The following is a 13,819-nucleotide window of genomic DNA, read 5'->3' on the forward strand; positions in this document are numbered from 1 at the left end:
TCACTCGAACGGGTCGAACGCGCCGTGGTGCGCGCCCCTCGGGCGCCGTGTGCGAGCCGCCCCGGACATGGCGGAGCCCCGGCTGGACGGGGGATTCCAGCCGGGGCCGCTCACCGTGACGGGCGAAGGGCGGTCACCTCTGGGGGGGAACCTGGGGACCGGACCCCTCCGTCGTCACATAAGGGAGAACGGTGAACGTTTGCCCAATGTTCCGGACGGTCCGGGGTGAACGGTGTGAGTCGGGTCACCCGTCACGGGCCGGCAGGGGCCGCGGCGCGGTCAGTCCTTCTCGGGCCGGTAGACGGCGCCGGCGCGGGCGGTGCCGGGGGCGAGCAGCTCGGGGACGGTCACGAAGGTGTAGCCGCGGCTCTGGAGCTCGTCGATGATCCCGGGGACGGCGGGGACGGTGCCGTCGTATATGTCGTGGAGCAGGATGATGCCGTCCCGGTGCGCCTGGGTGAGGACGCGCTCCTTTATCAGGGCGGAGTCGGTGGTGGAGTAGTCCTTGGCGGTGATGCTCCAGAGGACCTGCGCGAGGCCGAGTTCGCGGCTGACGTCGCTGACGGTGGAGTCGGTGCGGCCCTGCGGCGGGCGCATGAGGACGGGCTCGCGTCCGGTGATCTCCTTGATGGCGTCCTGGGTGCGGGACAGTTCCTCTCGGATCTCGCCCTCGTCGAGGTCCGTGAGGATGCGGTGCGACCAGGTGTGGTTGGCGAGCTCGTGCCCCTCGTCCGCGATGCGCCGGACGACCTTCGGATAGCGGTCGACGTGCTTGTGGCCGAGGAGGAAGAAGGTCGCAGGCACCCGCTTCTCCTTGAGGACGTCGAGGAGGTGCGGGGTGTCCTTGCCCGGCCCCGCGTCGAAGGTGAGCGCGATGCACTTCACCTGGGCGCAGTCGACCCGGCGGGACTCCGCGCCGCCCTTGCCGTCGTCCCCCGCCTCGGCCCGCGCCGCCTGCGGGGTGAGCGGGTCCACGCCGCAGCCGCCGAGGGCGAGCATGAGCGTGGCGGCGGTGAGCACGGCGGCGGTCCTCCCACCGCGACGGCCCGGCCTGGTTCGGAACATGGTGGTACCCGCTTTCCCCGGTTTCGTGTGCGAAGCGGCCGCCGCGCGCCTGGTCAGGGCACGTGGACTCGATGGCCGCCGTGAACTCTACACACGGTGTATACCGGGGTCGGAAGGGGGGTCTCCCCTTCCGATCAAGACCCCATGCGAATCCCCCTCCGGGCACGACCGCGCCCCGGGCGGAGCCCGTCCGCTCCGTCCGGGGTGTTCGGGTGGCGCCGTTACCGCTGCGGCTCAGCGGGGGGCGAGGAGCAGCCGCGCCTCGGTCTCCTGGTCGCCCGAGACCGTCTGGAGCGACTCGATGTCGAAGCCGGCGGCAAGCACCTTCTCGACCTCACCGACGGCGTGGTAGCCGCCGGTGAGCGTGGCGACGACCTTGCCGGCGAGCGCGGGGGGAGCCACCTCCTCGCGCCGGCCGCCGGAGGTGTCGAAGGTGGCCATCCACACGGTGGCGACCGGCCCCGCGCCCGTCTGGGCCGGGGCCTCCCCGTCTTCCAGCAGGTAGTAGCGGTCGAGGACCCCGAAGACGGCCCGGGCGTCCTCCTGGCCGCAGTCGCTCAGCTGGACGTTGACGTCGGTGTCGATGTTCAAGTCGTGCACGTCGCTCATCTCCTCGCGGGCCGGATGCCACCCCTCCAGCATCCCCCTCGGCCGCCGGAACGTCGACGGCTCGCCCCTCCCCCCCGTCGACGACCGGGCCGGTTCCGGCGAGAACGACGGCTGGAGGAGGGCGCGGAGGGGGCTTCGGTCAGGGGAGGGTGACGTTGTTGAGGGCGTCGTGGGTGGGCAGGGTGTCGGTGGCGTCGGCGGTGTCGGCCCGCTGGTCGCCGTTCCCGAGGCCCTGGGACAGGAGTCCGAGCCCGGGAAGGTTGTTGCCGACGCTGTCGGCCGACGCCGCCCCGGCCGAGGCGAGGACAGCGGTGGCGGCGACAGCGGCGGCGGCGAGCGTACGGCGGTTGAGGATCGTCATGCCGGGCTCAACGACGCGGGCCCCGGCAGGGCACGCCGACCCGCGCCGGACGGCGGAGGCGACGCGAGCCCGACGAACCCGTCCCCCGGAACACGGCCCGCCCCGGGTCAGGCCAGGCCAGGTCGGGTCAGGTCAGGTCGGGTCAGGTCAGGTCAGGTCAGGTCAGGTCAGGTCAGGTCAGGTCAGGTCAGGTCAGGTCAGGTCAGCCGATCCAGTGGCGCCAGCGGGCCACCGGCGGGCCGCAGCGTCCTGACGCGATCATGTCCTGGTAGGCGCGCTCGTCCAGTTCGTCCCAGTCCCACGTGACGTCCTCCCCGTCCACGGGGAGGGGCCGTCCGTCGCCATCGGCGAAGGCGGCGAAAGCGACCTCGCAGCCAGGGGGCGTACGGTCTGGCCGGCGTACCAACCGAAGGCGACGACGGCGGCAGCACAGCAGGCCGACAGCGCTCGGGCCCGGCGTCCGGACCTCATCCGCCGGATCGTAGAACACTCATGCGGCTTCCCGCCCCGGACCGGCCGCCTCAGCCCCAGTCGCGCCGGCCCGCCCACCCTCCGCCCCCGCCCGTCCGGCCGGGGAGCGATCGCCGGAGCCGGTCCAGCAGCCCGGGCCGCCGGGGATTCGGCGCCCTCCCCGGCGGGCGCGCCCCCCGCACGGCACGGGGGCGGGCCCGCGGGCGAGACCCGGTCCCGTCGCCCGCTCCGGCTCCGGCCGGCTCGGCTCTCGCCGACACCGCCACCGGTCGCGGCAGCTCGCCGGGGTGCGGCGCCCGGCGGGCGGCACGGGCCTCGTCCAGGGCGAGGGCGAGGCTCACCCGGTGCCACAGGATCTCGTCCGGGTCGTCGGCACGGACGAGCCGGGCGGCGACCTCGTGGGCCGCGCCCGCGACCGGGAAGCCCGGCGGCGGTGCCGGGCGCAGCCGGTCGAGGTGGCCGCGTTCGCGCGGGTCGTCGACGACCTCCGCCACCTGGACCGGGTCGAGCAGTGAGGCGATGGCCGCCGCGCGGGCCCACGGGTCGTCGGTGCCGCGCAGCAGCAGAGCCAGATGGCGGGAGCGCCAGTTCCTGGCCCGCAGGTCCTCCCCGGCGGCCTCCCGCTCGCGCACGCCGGCCGGCAGCCGGCCGGTGAGCAGGGCGGGGTGCTCCGCGCCGAAGGCGGTGACCTCGGCCGCCACGTACAGCCAGATCACCGACCGGTAGCGGTTGAGGTAGAAGCGGACCGGGCTGAGGTGGCCGGTGCGGGCCAGGCGGGCGAACCGGCCGGGGGTGATGGAGAGGAGCCCGGCCGCCTCCCCCGCGCCCACGGCCCGCACGCGCTCCCTGAGGCCGTCGGGGAAGTCCGGCGCCGCCTTGAGCCGGTCGAGCTCGGCGCGCTCGACCGGGCGCCGCTCGGGCGCCCGGTCCCGGCCGCCTCCCCGGTCCCGGACGGCCCCTTCCCGGTCCGCGGCCGGGAGCGGGCCGGGGAGGGTCCTGATCAGGCCCATCCGGACGGCGAGCCGGAACTCTTCGCGCCTCAGTTCCAGCTCTTCCGCCGCCCGGGCCGGTGTCACCGTCCGCGTCGTCCCGTCCACCGTCATGGTGTCCGCCTCCCCCACTCGTCCGTCCCGGCCTGCCGGCCGGCGCGGGTTCCGACGAACCCGACACGACGAATGTAACGGAGAGTGACGACTCACGTGTCTCCTGTGGACAACCGCCTGTGGAAAACCCTCCGAGGAGCGCGGGCGGCGGACGGCGGCCGCCGTCAGGAGGTCGGCCCGCCCGGCTGCCGTACGGAGACGCCCAGGTGCTCGCCGACCCTGTTCACCAGCAGGGTCATCTCGTACGCGACCTGGCCGACATCGGCCTCCGCGTCGCTGAGCACGCAGAGGCAGCTGCCCTCGCCCGCCGCCGTCACGAACAGCAGGGCCTCGTCGAACTCGACCATCGTCTGCCGGGCCCGGCCGGCCCGGAAGTGCCGGCCCGAGCCGCGGGCGAGGCTGTGCAGGCCGGAGGAGACCGCGGCCAGGTGTTCCGCGTCCTCCCGCGCGAGTTCACTGCTCGCGCCCGTCACCAGTCCGTCGTTCGACAGCACCAGCGCGTGCCGTATCGGTCCGACCCGCCGGGTCAGGTCGTCCAGGAGCCAGTCGAGCCCCTTGTCCAGCGCCATGTGGTGGTCCTCCCCCTCGTCGGTGCGGCCGTGCCGGCCGGGCCCCGTGCCCGCGTGCGCCGTACGGACCGCGTGTCCCGGCAAGCCTTACGCACTGTCGTGGACAGGGCAAGCACCCCATCGGCCCTGGTGTGCCGCCGCGCGCCCACCTGATGGCGCACGATGGGGAGATGACGAGAATGACCGAGGAACAGTGGCGGACCTTCGTGTCCCGGGGCACCCGTACCGGCAAGCTCGCGACCGTCCGCGCGGACGGCAGCCCGCACGTGGTGCCGGTGTGGTTCGTGCTCGACGGCGACTCCTTCGTCTTCAACACCGGGAAGGACACGGTGAAGGGCCGCAACCTCGCCCGGGACGGCAGGGTCTCGCTCTGCGTCGACGACGACGCCCCGCCGTTCTCGTACGTCACCCTGAGCGGCCGGGCCGAGCTGAGCGAGGACCCGGCGGATCTGGTCCGCTGGGCCACCAGGATCGGCGGCCGCTACATGGGCGAGGACCGGGCCGAGGAGTTCGGGGCCCGCAACGGGGTGCCGGGCGAGCTGCTGGTCCGGGTGAAGATCGAGAAGGTCGTCTCGGCGGGCGGCGTCTCCGACTGACGCCACGCCGCCGCTCCCCCGGAGGGCTCCGGCCGGCTCAGCCGACCGTGTCGAGCAGCCGGGCGGTGTGCATCCGCCCGGCGTACTCGACGACCCGGATGAGGACCTCCTTGCCGGAGTCCCGGTCGCGCGCGTCGCAGAGCACCACGGGGGTGCCCAGGTCCAGGTCGAGGGCGCGGGAGACGTCCTGCGCCCCGTAGGAGCGGGCGCCCTCGAAGCAGTTGACGGCCACCACGAACGGGATCTTCCGGTGCTCGAAGTAGTCGACCGCCGGGAAGCAGTCCTCCAGGCGGCGGGTGTCGGCGAGGACGACCGCGCCCAGGGCCCCCTGCGAGAGCTCGTCCCACAGGAACCAGAAGCGGTCCTGTCCCGGGGTCCCGAAGAGGTACAGCGACAGGCCCGCGCGGATCGTGATCCGGCCGAAGTCCATGGCCACGGTGGTGGTGGTCTTCCGGTCCACTCCCCCGGTGTCGTCGACGAGTTCGCCGGCCCGGCTGAGCCGTTCCTCGGTGCGCAGCGGCCGGATCTCGCTGACCGCCCCGACCAGGGTGGTCTTGCCGACGCCGAAGCCTCCGGCGACGAGGATCTTCAGGGCGAGGGCGTCGCCGCCGTCCGCACCGGTGCTCTCAGAGCGCTCGTAGGCCATCGATCACTTCTCTCAGGATGCGTTCGTCGGGGAGCTGTGCGGGCGGTACGGGTCTGCTGACGCGTACGAAGCCCGATTCGAGGAGGTCGCCGAGGAGGACCCGGACGACTCCCACGGGGAGGTCGGCGTCGGCGGCGAGTTCGGCCACCGACTGGGTCTCGGACCGGCAGAGGGCGAGCAGGGCGCGGTGTTCCGGGCCGAGCACGGCCTCCTCGGCCTCGCCCGGCGGGTCGTCGTCGACGACGACGAGGGCGATCAGGTCGAACCGGACGTTGCTGGGGCCGGGTCTGGTGCGGCCGCCGGTCATCGCGTACGGCCGGACGAGCGGCCCGGCGTCGGCGTCGTACCACTGGCTGCCCGTCATGGGCGGCCCTCCGCCGGTGCCGTCCCCGCCGGTCGTCTCCCCGCCGGTGGTGTCCCCGCTGCTGTCCATCGTCATGGGGTTCTCCGGTCAGCCGGCGGCCGGTGGGGGCACCGTGAGCCGCGGCGGGGTGTGCAGGTGCTCGCCGACGCGCTTGACCAGGCGGGCCATCTCGTAGGCGATGAGGCCGACGTCGGCGCTGACGGAGCTGAGGACGGCCAGGCAGGAGCCGTCGCCGGCGGCGGCGACGAAGAGGAAGCCGTCGTCCATCTCGACCATGGTCTGGCGGACGCCGCCGGTGTGGAACTGGCGTCCGGCGCCCTTGGCGAGGCTGTGGAAGCCGGAGGCGATCGCCGCGAGGTGTTCCGCGTCCTCCCGGCTCAGTCCGCTGGAGGCGCCGACGGGGAGGCCGTCGCTGGAGAGCACCACTGTGTGCCGGACCTCGCGGACCCTGGTGACCAGATCGTCGAGGAGCCAGTCGAGTTCGCCGGAGCGGTGGTGGGAGATCCTCTCGTGGTCGATCATGCGTCGTCTCCTTCGGATCGGGGGTCCTGGGGCGGGTTCGGGCGGGCGCCGAAGTAGGGGCCGAGGTCGGTACGCGCGCGTGCGTCGCTGCGCGGGTCGTACGGGGGCTCGTGCGGGGCGGTGGGCCTGGTGTCGCCGTACGCGCGCGTGCCCGGGCCGGCCGGGAGCGCGCCGTCGCCGAGCGGGCGCCTGGCCCCCGGGGCGGGCCCGCCGCCGCGCTGCCAGCCGTCGCGGTAGGCGGCCATCCGGTCGCGCACCTGCTCCGGCGTCCGCTCCGGGGCGCCCGCGACGGCGGGCGCGGGGACCGGGTCGGGCGCGGGCGCCTCGCGCAGCTGGGGGACGAGGCTCGCCTGCCGGATGCGGCGGGGCAGCCCGTCGTCGGCGCCCGGGTCGGCGGGCCCGTGGCCCGTCCGGTCCGGCGGCGCCTGCGGCGGCAGGGAGTGGCCGCGCGGGCGCAGGGGGGTGACGCCGGCCGGGACGGGTGCGGGGGCGGAGCCCGGGGCGAGCGCGGGGACCGCCGTGGGGCGCGGCGGGGTCTGCGGCCGGGCCGTGGCCCGTCCGGGACCCGGCGGCGCGGGCGCGAGGGAGGTGCGGGGCGCCTCGGGGGCGGACGGGGACGGGCCCGCGAGGGTCTTCGGGGCGCCGGTGTCCGCACCGGTCGCGGGGGTGCGCGGGTCGGGCGCGGGGCGGGCGAAACGGCGGGCCTCCGCGCGGTGGGCCTCCGCGCGTTCGCGGGCGGCCCGTTCCCCGTCGCGGGCGACGGTGGCCGCGGGGGCGGCGGTCCCGGCGTCCACGGGGTCGGCGGCGGTGCCCTGACCGGTCGGCGGGGCGCCCTGGAGGAGGTCGGTGGGGAGCAGGACGACGGCGGTGGTGCCGCCGTACGGGGACGGCCTCAGGTGCACCTTGACGGCGTGCCGGGCGGAGAGGCGGCTGACGACGAAGAGGCCGAGGCGGTCGCTGTCGAAGAGGTCGAGGGCCTCGGACCGGTCGATGCGGGCGTTGGCCTCGGCGAGGGACTCCTTGCCCATGCCGAGGCCGCGGTCCTCGATCTCCAGGGCGTAGCCGTTGCCGACGGGCTCGCCGCTGACCCGCACCTTGGTGTGCGGCGGGGAGAACTGGGCGGCGTTCTCGATGAGTTCGGCGAGGAGGTGGGTGAGGTCGGCGACGGCTCCGCCCGCGACGGCGGTCTCGGGGAGCCGGCGCACCTCCACGCGCGCGTAGTCCTCGATCTCGGAGACGGCGGCGCGGACGACGTTGGTCAGCGGCACCGGCATCCGCCAGGCACGGCCCGGGGCGGCGCCGGAGAGGATGATCAGGCTCTCGGCGTGGCGGCGCATGCGGGTGGTGAGGTGGTCGAGGCGGAAGAGGTCGCCGAGCTCGCCGGGGTCGTCGGCGCGCCGCTCCATGCTGTCCAGGAGGTTGAGCTGGCGGTGGACGAGGACCTGGCTGCGGCGGGCGAGGTTGACGAAGACGCCGGAGATGCCGCTGGCCAGTTCGGCGCGTTCGACGGCCGCGGAGAGGGCGGCCCGGTGCACGGTGGCGAGGGCTTCGCCGACCTGGCCGATCTCGTCCCGGGCCGCGGGTCCCGGCGGGGCCTCGGCCAGGACGTCGATCTCCTCCCCGGCGCGCAGTCTGCCCATGGCGGCGGGGAGTTTGCGGCGGGCGATGCCGAGGGCGGTGTTGCGGAGGCTGACCAGCTCGACGACGAGGCCGCGGCCGATGCGCACGGAGATGACGAGGGAGGCGGCGACGGCGACGAGGCCGAGGACGACGGCCGCGCCCGCGGGGCTGAGGATGCCTCCCGCGAAGGGGCCGGTGTCGTCGGCCGCCGCGGCGCGCGCGTCGTTCTCGACGGCGGCGAGTCCGGTGCGTACGGCGGCGAGGGCGGGGTCCCAGTCGGCGGACGGCGCGGCCTGGGCGGCGGGGCGGCCGTCGGCGGCGCGGGCGACGCGGTCCTCGGCTCCGGTGAGCCGGGCGTGGTCGGCGCCGTCGGCGAGCCGGGACCAGGCGGCCCGGCCGGCCGGGGGGAGGTCGGCCGTGGCCGAGGCGAGGAGGGTCCGCCGGGTCTCGGCCGCGCCGGTGAAGGCGCGCTGGTGGGCGGCGGTCAGCCGGCCGGTGAGGTGGGCGGAGCCGAGGAGGGCGTCCTCGCGGGAGAGCATCTCGCCGGCCCGGGCCAGTTCGAGGAGCACGCGCGCGTGGGCCCCCCGTTCGGTGTCCTGGATGCCGCTGAGGGCTCCGCCGACGGCGAAGCCGGCCGAGACGGCGGTCGTGTACGCGTCGTACGCCCGGTCCCAGTCGCCGCGTCCGCCGGCGGCGGCGGTGCGGAGGCGGGCGAGGCCCTGGACCTCGCCGACGAAGGCGCCGACGCGGTCGGCGACGTCGGCGGGCAGGCCCCCGGAGTCGCCGACGGTGTGACCGCCGCCGAGCCGGAGCCGGTCGGCGGCCTCGTCGGTGCGGCGGATCCGGTCCTTGAGCTCGGCGGCCCGGCCCGCGCCGGGGGCGGCGATCTGCCGCAGGGCGGCCCGGCGTTCGTCCTGGAGGGCGGCGAGGACGGCGGACACCGGCTGCCGGATGTCGGCGTCGACGCGCTGGAGCTGGCGGATCCGCGCCATGTCCTGGGCGGTGGTGACGGTGGCGAAGCCCCAGAGGGCGAGGAGCGAGACGACCGGGACCATCAGAAGCGAGACGATCTTGGCCCGTACGGTACGGGGCCGCAGGCCCCGCCGCCGGGCCTCCGCGCCCGGGGCCTCCGCGCCGGGGGCGGGCGCGGTTCCGGCGGCGTCCTCCCCCGCTTCGGCCACCGGGTCCCCGGCGGGCGGCCCGGGCGGGGTGCCGGGCGCCCGTTCGGGGGCGCGGTCGGGTGCCCGGTCGAAGGCGCGGTCGGGGGTGTGGGGTTCGGGTTCTTCGGCGGGCGGTCCGGCGTGCGCGCGCCGCCCGCGTGCGGTCGCCGGCGGCGTGGGCGCCGCGGCGTCCTGGTTCTTGCGGGGAGTGCGCATGGGCTCCTCGTTCCGGCGGTTTCCGGCTGGGTGCGATGGCGGGTGCACGCGCGCGTGCGGGAGGGCGGGAGGGGGAGGGCGGTCAGGGCGCGGGCGTCCGCAGCGGGTCGCGGCCGGCCCGGAAGCCGGGCGGGGCCACGTCGACCGCGCGCTCGTCCGGTTCGGTGAGGCGTTCGGCGGAGGCGTACGCGGCCCGTTCCCCGGCCGTCGGGGAGAGGGCGACGAAGGCGGAGGTGATGAAGAGGTACGAGCCGAGGCCGACGGCGAGCGGGAAGATGAACTGCATGACCGTGGCGCCCGGGAGGCCGGCGGAGGAGGGAGCGACCTCCACGTCCACGGCGAACATGCCCGTGTAGTGCATGCTGCTGACGGCGGCTCCCATGACGAGCGAGGCGAGCGCGACCGCGATCGGGGCGTGGATGTGGAGGGCGGCCCAGAGCGCCGCGGTGGCCGCGACGACCGCGATGAGGACCGAGAGGGCGACGAGCACCGGGTCGTAGTGGACGGTGCCGTGGAGGCGGAGGGCCGCCATGCCCATGTAGTGCATGCTCGCGACGCCGATCCCGGTCGTCAGTCCGCCGATCAGAAGCGATCGCACGCGGTCGCGTCCGTAGCCGACGGCGAAGACTCCGACCCCCACCACGCCCATCGCGATGACGAGGCTGAGGACGGTGAGCGGCACGTCGTAGCGGATGTCGGTGCCGGTGACGCCGAAGCCGAGCATCGCCACGAAGTGCATGGTCCAGATGCCGGTGCCGATCGCGGAGGCGGCGGTGAGCAGCCAGTTCCGCCGCGAACGGCCGGTCGCGTCGAGCGCGCGTACGGTGCAGCGCAGCCCGAGGGCGGCGCCGGTGCAGGCCATCGCGTACGACAGCACGGGTGTCAGCCAGCCGAAGGTGGCGTGGTCCAGGTGTCCCATGACTCGGGGACGCTAGTGCGCACACGGGGGCGCACCGGGGGCGCATTTCGAAAGCTGCTGGAATATGACGGAGAGAAGTTCCAGATCGATCGCGCGACGCTCGAACGGGTCCATAGAACGTTCACCCCCTGGGGTGGGCGATCATGAGCGCATGAGCGATGACCCCACAGATGTCCGAGCGTTCTTCGCCGTCCGCGCGGCCGACTGGGACAGCCGTTTCCCCGACGACGGCCCCGCCTACGCCGCCGCCGTGGCCGAAATGAGCCTGCGCCCCGGCGACTCCGTGCTCGACGCGGGCTGCGGCACCGGCCGCGCGCTGCCCCCGCTGCGTACCGCCGTCGGCCCGTCGGGGACCGTGATCGGCGCCGACCTCACCCCCGAGATGCTGGCCGAGGCCGTACGGGCCGGGCGGCGCGGCCCGGCGGGCGCCACGGCCCTGCTCCTCGCCGACGTCGGCCGGCTTCCGCTGCGCGACGGCGGGCTCGACGCGGTCTTCGGCGCCGGACTCGTCTCCCACCTCGCCGATCCGGTCGCCGACCTGCGCGAACTCGCCCGCGCCGTCCGTCCCGGGGGGCGGCTCGCGCTCTTCCACCCCATCGGACGCGCCGCGCTCGCGGCCCGGCACGGGCGGCGGATCTCCCCGGACGACCTCCGGGCCGAACCCCGGCTGCGCCGCGTCCTCGCCGAGGCCGGCTGGCGGCTCGACACGTACGTGGACGAGGACGCCCGCTACCTCGCCCTGGCCGTACGGGAGAACTGACGCCCGGGCGGGGAACCGGCGCGCAGGGCCATGCGGAGCACTCCCTCCCCCGACACCCCGCCGGGCAGGGTGATCCTCCTGACGACCAGGTGATCACCCCGCCGCTCCGAGGAATTCTCCTCATCGTTTCTGCAGGTGAACCCGGCGAGCCGTCGGCGACGCGGCCGCCCCGGGGAAACAGGAGGAGAAGATGGCCCGCTACAGATGGACGGGCGGCGCGGCCCTCGGAGCCATGGCCCTGGGCGCCACCACCGTCACCGGTTTCGCGCCGCCGGGCCCGGGCGACGGATCCGGGGCGGCCGCCCGCGAGCGCGCGGAGCGCGCCGTCGTGGCGGCGGGGGCCTTCAGCCCGGACGGCGGCGAGCGCGTGACGAACAGGAGCGCGGGCCCGGCCCGCACCGGGCCGGCCGGCGACGACGACGCGGCGGAGGCCTTCGGCGCGGAGTTCGTCCGTGGCCGGATCGCGCGGGTCCTGCCGGCCGCCCTGGCGCCCGTCTGCGGCACCGGTTACGGCCGCGAGGCGACCTTCCCGCTCTTCGGGGACGTGGTCGTCCAGGCGGTGGAGGCCACCCGGAGCACCGTCGGCTCCACCCTGGTCTGGCACGGCCGGGTGGCCGGCGCCCCCGACCAGAACGTGGTCCTCACCCTCGACGGGGGCTGCGACAAGACGCCCGGCAACGAGATCCTGAGCGGGCAGTTCATGCTCGGCGGCGACCTGTACGCGATCCGCCCGGTCGGCCCGGGCCGCGTCCTCATCTCCCAGGGGACCCCGCTGACCGACGAGGACGAGCCCCGGCCCACCGAGCCTCCGGCCGCCGCGCTCTCCGCCGCACGGACCGGCGCCACCGCGCCCCGGGAGGAGGCCCCCGCCGGCAGGGCCGCCGCCTGCAAGGGCGGCGCGGACCACGTCCTGATCGACGTGCTGGTCGGCTACACCCCCGGGGCCCGTACCGAGGCCGGCGGCGACGCCCAGATCAAGTCGCTCGCCGCCCAGGGCGTCTCCCTCGGCAACGACGCCTTCGCGGCCAGCGGCACCAAGGTCCGGCTGCGGCTCGTCGGCACCACCCTGGTCTCCGTCCCGGCCTCCCTCGACGGCGTCACCAACAACCTCCTGAGCGCGGTCGCGATCCCCACGGACGGCGTCGCGGACACCCTCGCGGCGCAGCGGGACCGGTACGCGGCCGACGTCGTGTCCGTCCTCGCCGCCGGCCGGCGCGCCGGCGGTCTCGGCTACACCCCGCCGGACCCCGGCCCCGCCACCGCGCCCTGGGGCTACAACGTGGTCGGCCGGGCCGCCGTCGCCAACTACTCCATGGGTCACGAGATCGGCCACAACATGAGCGCCGACCACGACCGCGTCACCCAGCCGGTCCAGCCGGACAACGGCGCCACCGGCTACTTCCCGGCCAAGGGCGACTGGTCGACCGTGATGGCCTACGAGTCCAGCTGCCGCAAGGCCACCAAGGGCGTCTGCACCCGCATCAACCGCTTCGCCAACGCCCACCAGACCTACCGGGGCGAGCGCCTCGGCGTCCCCCTCGACGCCCCGGGCTCGGCCGACACCGCCGACGTGCTGAACACCACCGGCAGGGCCGTGGCCGCCTACCGGGCCGCCAGGACCTCCGACGCGCTGTGCGCCGTGACCGCCTCGGTCAGCCCGAAGGGCGCCGGCACCGTCAAGGCCGCGATGCCGGGGCCGTACCCCCAGGGCACCCGGTCCACCTACACGGCGACGGCGGCGAAGGGGTACGTCTTCAGCGGCTGGAAGCTGGACGGCAAGGCCGTCAAGGGCGGTGCCTCCGGCTTCTGGGTCCCGGCCGGCGACCACACGGTCGTCGCCGTCTTCAAGAAGGGGACCGCGCCGGCCTCCAAGGTGACCACCACGACCAGCGGCAGGGGCACGGTCAAGAAGGCCCCCGCCGGGCGGGCCGAGGCGGAGGGAGCCGACCTGCTGTACGAGGCCGTGCCCGCGCCCGGCTGGGACTTCGCGGGCTGGCGCCTCGACGGCTCGCACGCCGGTGACGACGACAGCCTCGCCCTCACCGTCGGCCGGGACGACATGGAGCTCACCGCCCTCTTCGAGGAGCGGCGCCACGAGCTGAGGGTCGAGCAGCGGGGCCACGGCAGCGTGGAGCTCTCGCAGGACGGGCCGTACTCCGACGGCGACACCGTGTCCGCGACGGCCGTGCCCGCGCCCGGGTACGTCTTCACCGACTGGCTGCTCGACGGCGAGCCGTACGGCGGGGACGAGGAGAGCGCCAGGGGCGAGACCGCCGTCTCCTTCGAGGAGACCGGCCACACCCTGACGGCCGTCTTCACCCGCGCCGGCGGCCACCCCGACGCCGGGCCCGGCCACGGCTCCGGGCCCGGTCACGACGCCGGGCACGGCCACGGACCCGGGGCGGCCGCCCGCCGCTAGCGGCGCGGTCCGTCCCCAACGCCCCCTTCTGCCCCGGCACTTCACTGTCTACCGTGGGAGTGCCGGGCAGTCGTGCCCGGGGAAAGGCGGCAGGCCGTGGCACGGATAGCGGAACGCATGCGCAAGCTCCTCCCCTCCGCCCGACGCGCGTCCGGGAGCGAGGCCGCCCCGCCCCCGGCCCGCACCGGACGCCAGGGCCACAACCTCTTCGAGGCGGCCGCGGTCTACGTGGCCGCCTGCGCCGAGGACGACCAGGAGCGGCTGGAGGAGGCCGTGACCTGGGTCTCCCCCGGCCAGCTCGCCTTCGGCGTCAACGAGCTGGCCTGCCGCGCCCTGCTCACCCTCGCCCGGGAGCGGAACCAGACCCCCGAGACCGTCGCCCGCTCGCTGCTCGGGGTCAAAGGGCGCTGAGTCTCACA

At 75.6% G+C, this 13,819-nt stretch carries 14 protein-coding genes; 4 read left to right on the forward strand and 10 right to left on the reverse strand.

Annotated features, from left to right (window positions below):
- Positions 1–279 precede the first annotated feature (279 nt).
- From ACF1ED_RS09965 to ACF1ED_RS09985, 5 genes are all read right to left on the reverse strand, one after another.
- Positions 280–1,065, reverse strand: a complete 786-nt coding sequence (locus tag ACF1ED_RS09965; protein WP_391758458.1) for a polysaccharide deacetylase family protein — start codon at positions 1,063–1,065, stop codon at positions 280–282.
- 234 nt (positions 1,066–1,299) lie between these two features.
- Positions 1,300–1,674, reverse strand: coding sequence for a hypothetical protein (locus ACF1ED_RS09970; RefSeq protein WP_391758460.1), 375 nt, complete (start codon positions 1,672–1,674; stop codon positions 1,300–1,302).
- A gap of 139 nt (positions 1,675–1,813) precedes the next feature.
- The gene (locus tag ACF1ED_RS09975; protein ID WP_391758462.1) at positions 1,814–2,035 is read right to left on the reverse strand and encodes a hypothetical protein; all 222 of its coding nucleotides are present in this window, start codon (positions 2,033–2,035) and stop codon (positions 1,814–1,816) included.
- A 521-nt stretch (positions 2,036–2,556) separates the two neighbouring features.
- A complete protein-coding gene (locus tag ACF1ED_RS09980; protein ID WP_391758463.1) occupies positions 2,557–3,609 on the reverse strand; it encodes a DUF6397 family protein in 1,053 nt (350 codons plus the stop codon).
- 164 nt (positions 3,610–3,773) lie between these two features.
- On the reverse strand, positions 3,774–4,178 hold the full coding sequence (locus ACF1ED_RS09985) for a roadblock/LC7 domain-containing protein (protein ID WP_391758755.1): 405 nt from the start codon (positions 4,176–4,178) through the stop codon (positions 3,774–3,776).
- Between the two features lie 170 nt (positions 4,179–4,348).
- Here ACF1ED_RS09985 and ACF1ED_RS09990 point away from each other — a divergent pair, with 170 nt between their 5' ends.
- The gene (locus tag ACF1ED_RS09990; RefSeq protein WP_391758465.1) at positions 4,349–4,774 is read left to right on the forward strand and encodes a PPOX class F420-dependent oxidoreductase; all 426 of its coding nucleotides are present in this window, start codon (positions 4,349–4,351) and stop codon (positions 4,772–4,774) included.
- A 37-nt stretch (positions 4,775–4,811) separates the two neighbouring features.
- Here ACF1ED_RS09990 and ACF1ED_RS09995 read toward each other — a convergent pair whose 3' ends face one another.
- The 5 genes from ACF1ED_RS09995 to ACF1ED_RS10015 form a co-directional block, all read right to left on the reverse strand.
- Entirely contained in the window at positions 4,812–5,420 is a 609-nt protein-coding gene (locus ACF1ED_RS09995; RefSeq protein WP_391758467.1) for an ATP/GTP-binding protein, read from the reverse strand.
- Positions 5,401–5,853, reverse strand: a complete 453-nt coding sequence (locus tag ACF1ED_RS10000) for a DUF742 domain-containing protein (protein ID WP_391758757.1) — start codon at positions 5,851–5,853, stop codon at positions 5,401–5,403. The genes ACF1ED_RS09995 and ACF1ED_RS10000 overlap by 20 nt, the downstream gene beginning before the upstream one ends.
- A gap of 18 nt (positions 5,854–5,871) precedes the next feature.
- The gene (locus tag ACF1ED_RS10005) at positions 5,872–6,306 is read right to left on the reverse strand and encodes a roadblock/LC7 domain-containing protein (RefSeq protein ID WP_391758469.1); all 435 of its coding nucleotides are present in this window, start codon (positions 6,304–6,306) and stop codon (positions 5,872–5,874) included.
- On the reverse strand, positions 6,303–9,302 hold the full coding sequence (locus ACF1ED_RS10010) for a nitrate- and nitrite sensing domain-containing protein (protein WP_391758471.1): 3,000 nt from the start codon (positions 9,300–9,302) through the stop codon (positions 6,303–6,305). Before ACF1ED_RS10010 ends, ACF1ED_RS10005 begins: the two co-directional genes overlap by 4 nt.
- An 82-nt stretch (positions 9,303–9,384) precedes the next feature.
- Positions 9,385–10,221, reverse strand: coding sequence for an MHYT domain-containing protein (locus ACF1ED_RS10015; RefSeq protein WP_391758473.1), 837 nt, complete (start codon positions 10,219–10,221; stop codon positions 9,385–9,387).
- Positions 10,222–10,372: 151 nt separating this feature from the next.
- Between ACF1ED_RS10015 and ACF1ED_RS10020 the strand changes: the two genes are divergently transcribed.
- From ACF1ED_RS10020 to ACF1ED_RS10030, 3 genes are all read left to right on the forward strand, one after another.
- Positions 10,373–10,981 (forward strand): class I SAM-dependent methyltransferase, encoded by a 609-nt coding sequence (locus tag ACF1ED_RS10020; protein WP_391758474.1) that lies wholly within the window; start codon positions 10,373–10,375, stop codon positions 10,979–10,981.
- A 190-nt stretch (positions 10,982–11,171) separates the two neighbouring features.
- Entirely contained in the window at positions 11,172–13,400 is a 2,229-nt protein-coding gene (locus ACF1ED_RS10025; RefSeq protein WP_391758476.1) for a reprolysin-like metallopeptidase, read from the forward strand.
- 117 nt (positions 13,401–13,517) lie between these two features.
- A complete protein-coding gene (locus tag ACF1ED_RS10030; RefSeq protein ID WP_391758478.1) occupies positions 13,518–13,811 on the forward strand; it encodes a hypothetical protein in 294 nt (97 codons plus the stop codon).
- The last annotated feature ends 8 nt before the right edge of the window (positions 13,812–13,819 follow it).

The organism is Streptomyces sp. NPDC014656 (assembly GCF_043084305.1).
Lineage (GTDB): Bacteria > Actinomycetota > Actinomycetes > Streptomycetales > Streptomycetaceae > Streptomyces.

What these genes read in the sequence shown, in the direction of transcription:
- ACF1ED_RS09965 (WP_391758458.1), bottom strand. Translation starts at nt 1,065, where the DNA reads ATGTTCCGAACCAGGCCGGGCCGTCGCGGTGGGAGGACCGCCGCCGTG.
- ACF1ED_RS09970 (WP_391758460.1), bottom strand. Translation starts at nt 1,674, where the DNA reads ATGAGCGACGTGCACGACTTGAACATCGACACCGACGTCAACGTCCAG.
- ACF1ED_RS09975 (WP_391758462.1), bottom strand. Translation starts at nt 2,035, where the DNA reads ATGACGATCCTCAACCGCCGTACGCTCGCCGCCGCCGCTGTCGCCGCC.
- ACF1ED_RS09980 (WP_391758463.1), bottom strand. Translation starts at nt 3,609, where the DNA reads ATGACGGTGGACGGGACGACGCGGACGGTGACACCGGCCCGGGCGGCG.
- ACF1ED_RS09985 (WP_391758755.1), bottom strand. Translation starts at nt 4,178, where the DNA reads ATGGCGCTGGACAAGGGGCTCGACTGGCTCCTGGACGACCTGACCCGG.
- ACF1ED_RS09990 (WP_391758465.1), top strand. Translation starts at nt 4,349, where the DNA reads ATGACGAGAATGACCGAGGAACAGTGGCGGACCTTCGTGTCCCGGGGC.
- ACF1ED_RS09995 (WP_391758467.1), bottom strand. Translation starts at nt 5,420, where the DNA reads ATGGCCTACGAGCGCTCTGAGAGCACCGGTGCGGACGGCGGCGACGCC.
- ACF1ED_RS10000 (WP_391758757.1), bottom strand. Translation starts at nt 5,853, where the DNA reads ATGGACAGCAGCGGGGACACCACCGGCGGGGAGACGACCGGCGGGGAC.
- ACF1ED_RS10005 (WP_391758469.1), bottom strand. Translation starts at nt 6,306, where the DNA reads ATGATCGACCACGAGAGGATCTCCCACCACCGCTCCGGCGAACTCGAC.
- ACF1ED_RS10010 (WP_391758471.1), bottom strand. Translation starts at nt 9,302, where the DNA reads ATGCGCACTCCCCGCAAGAACCAGGACGCCGCGGCGCCCACGCCGCCG.
- ACF1ED_RS10015 (WP_391758473.1), bottom strand. Translation starts at nt 10,221, where the DNA reads ATGGGACACCTGGACCACGCCACCTTCGGCTGGCTGACACCCGTGCTG.
- ACF1ED_RS10020 (WP_391758474.1), top strand. Translation starts at nt 10,373, where the DNA reads ATGAGCGATGACCCCACAGATGTCCGAGCGTTCTTCGCCGTCCGCGCG.
- ACF1ED_RS10025 (WP_391758476.1), top strand. Translation starts at nt 11,172, where the DNA reads ATGGCCCGCTACAGATGGACGGGCGGCGCGGCCCTCGGAGCCATGGCC.
- ACF1ED_RS10030 (WP_391758478.1), top strand. Translation starts at nt 13,518, where the DNA reads ATGCGCAAGCTCCTCCCCTCCGCCCGACGCGCGTCCGGGAGCGAGGCC.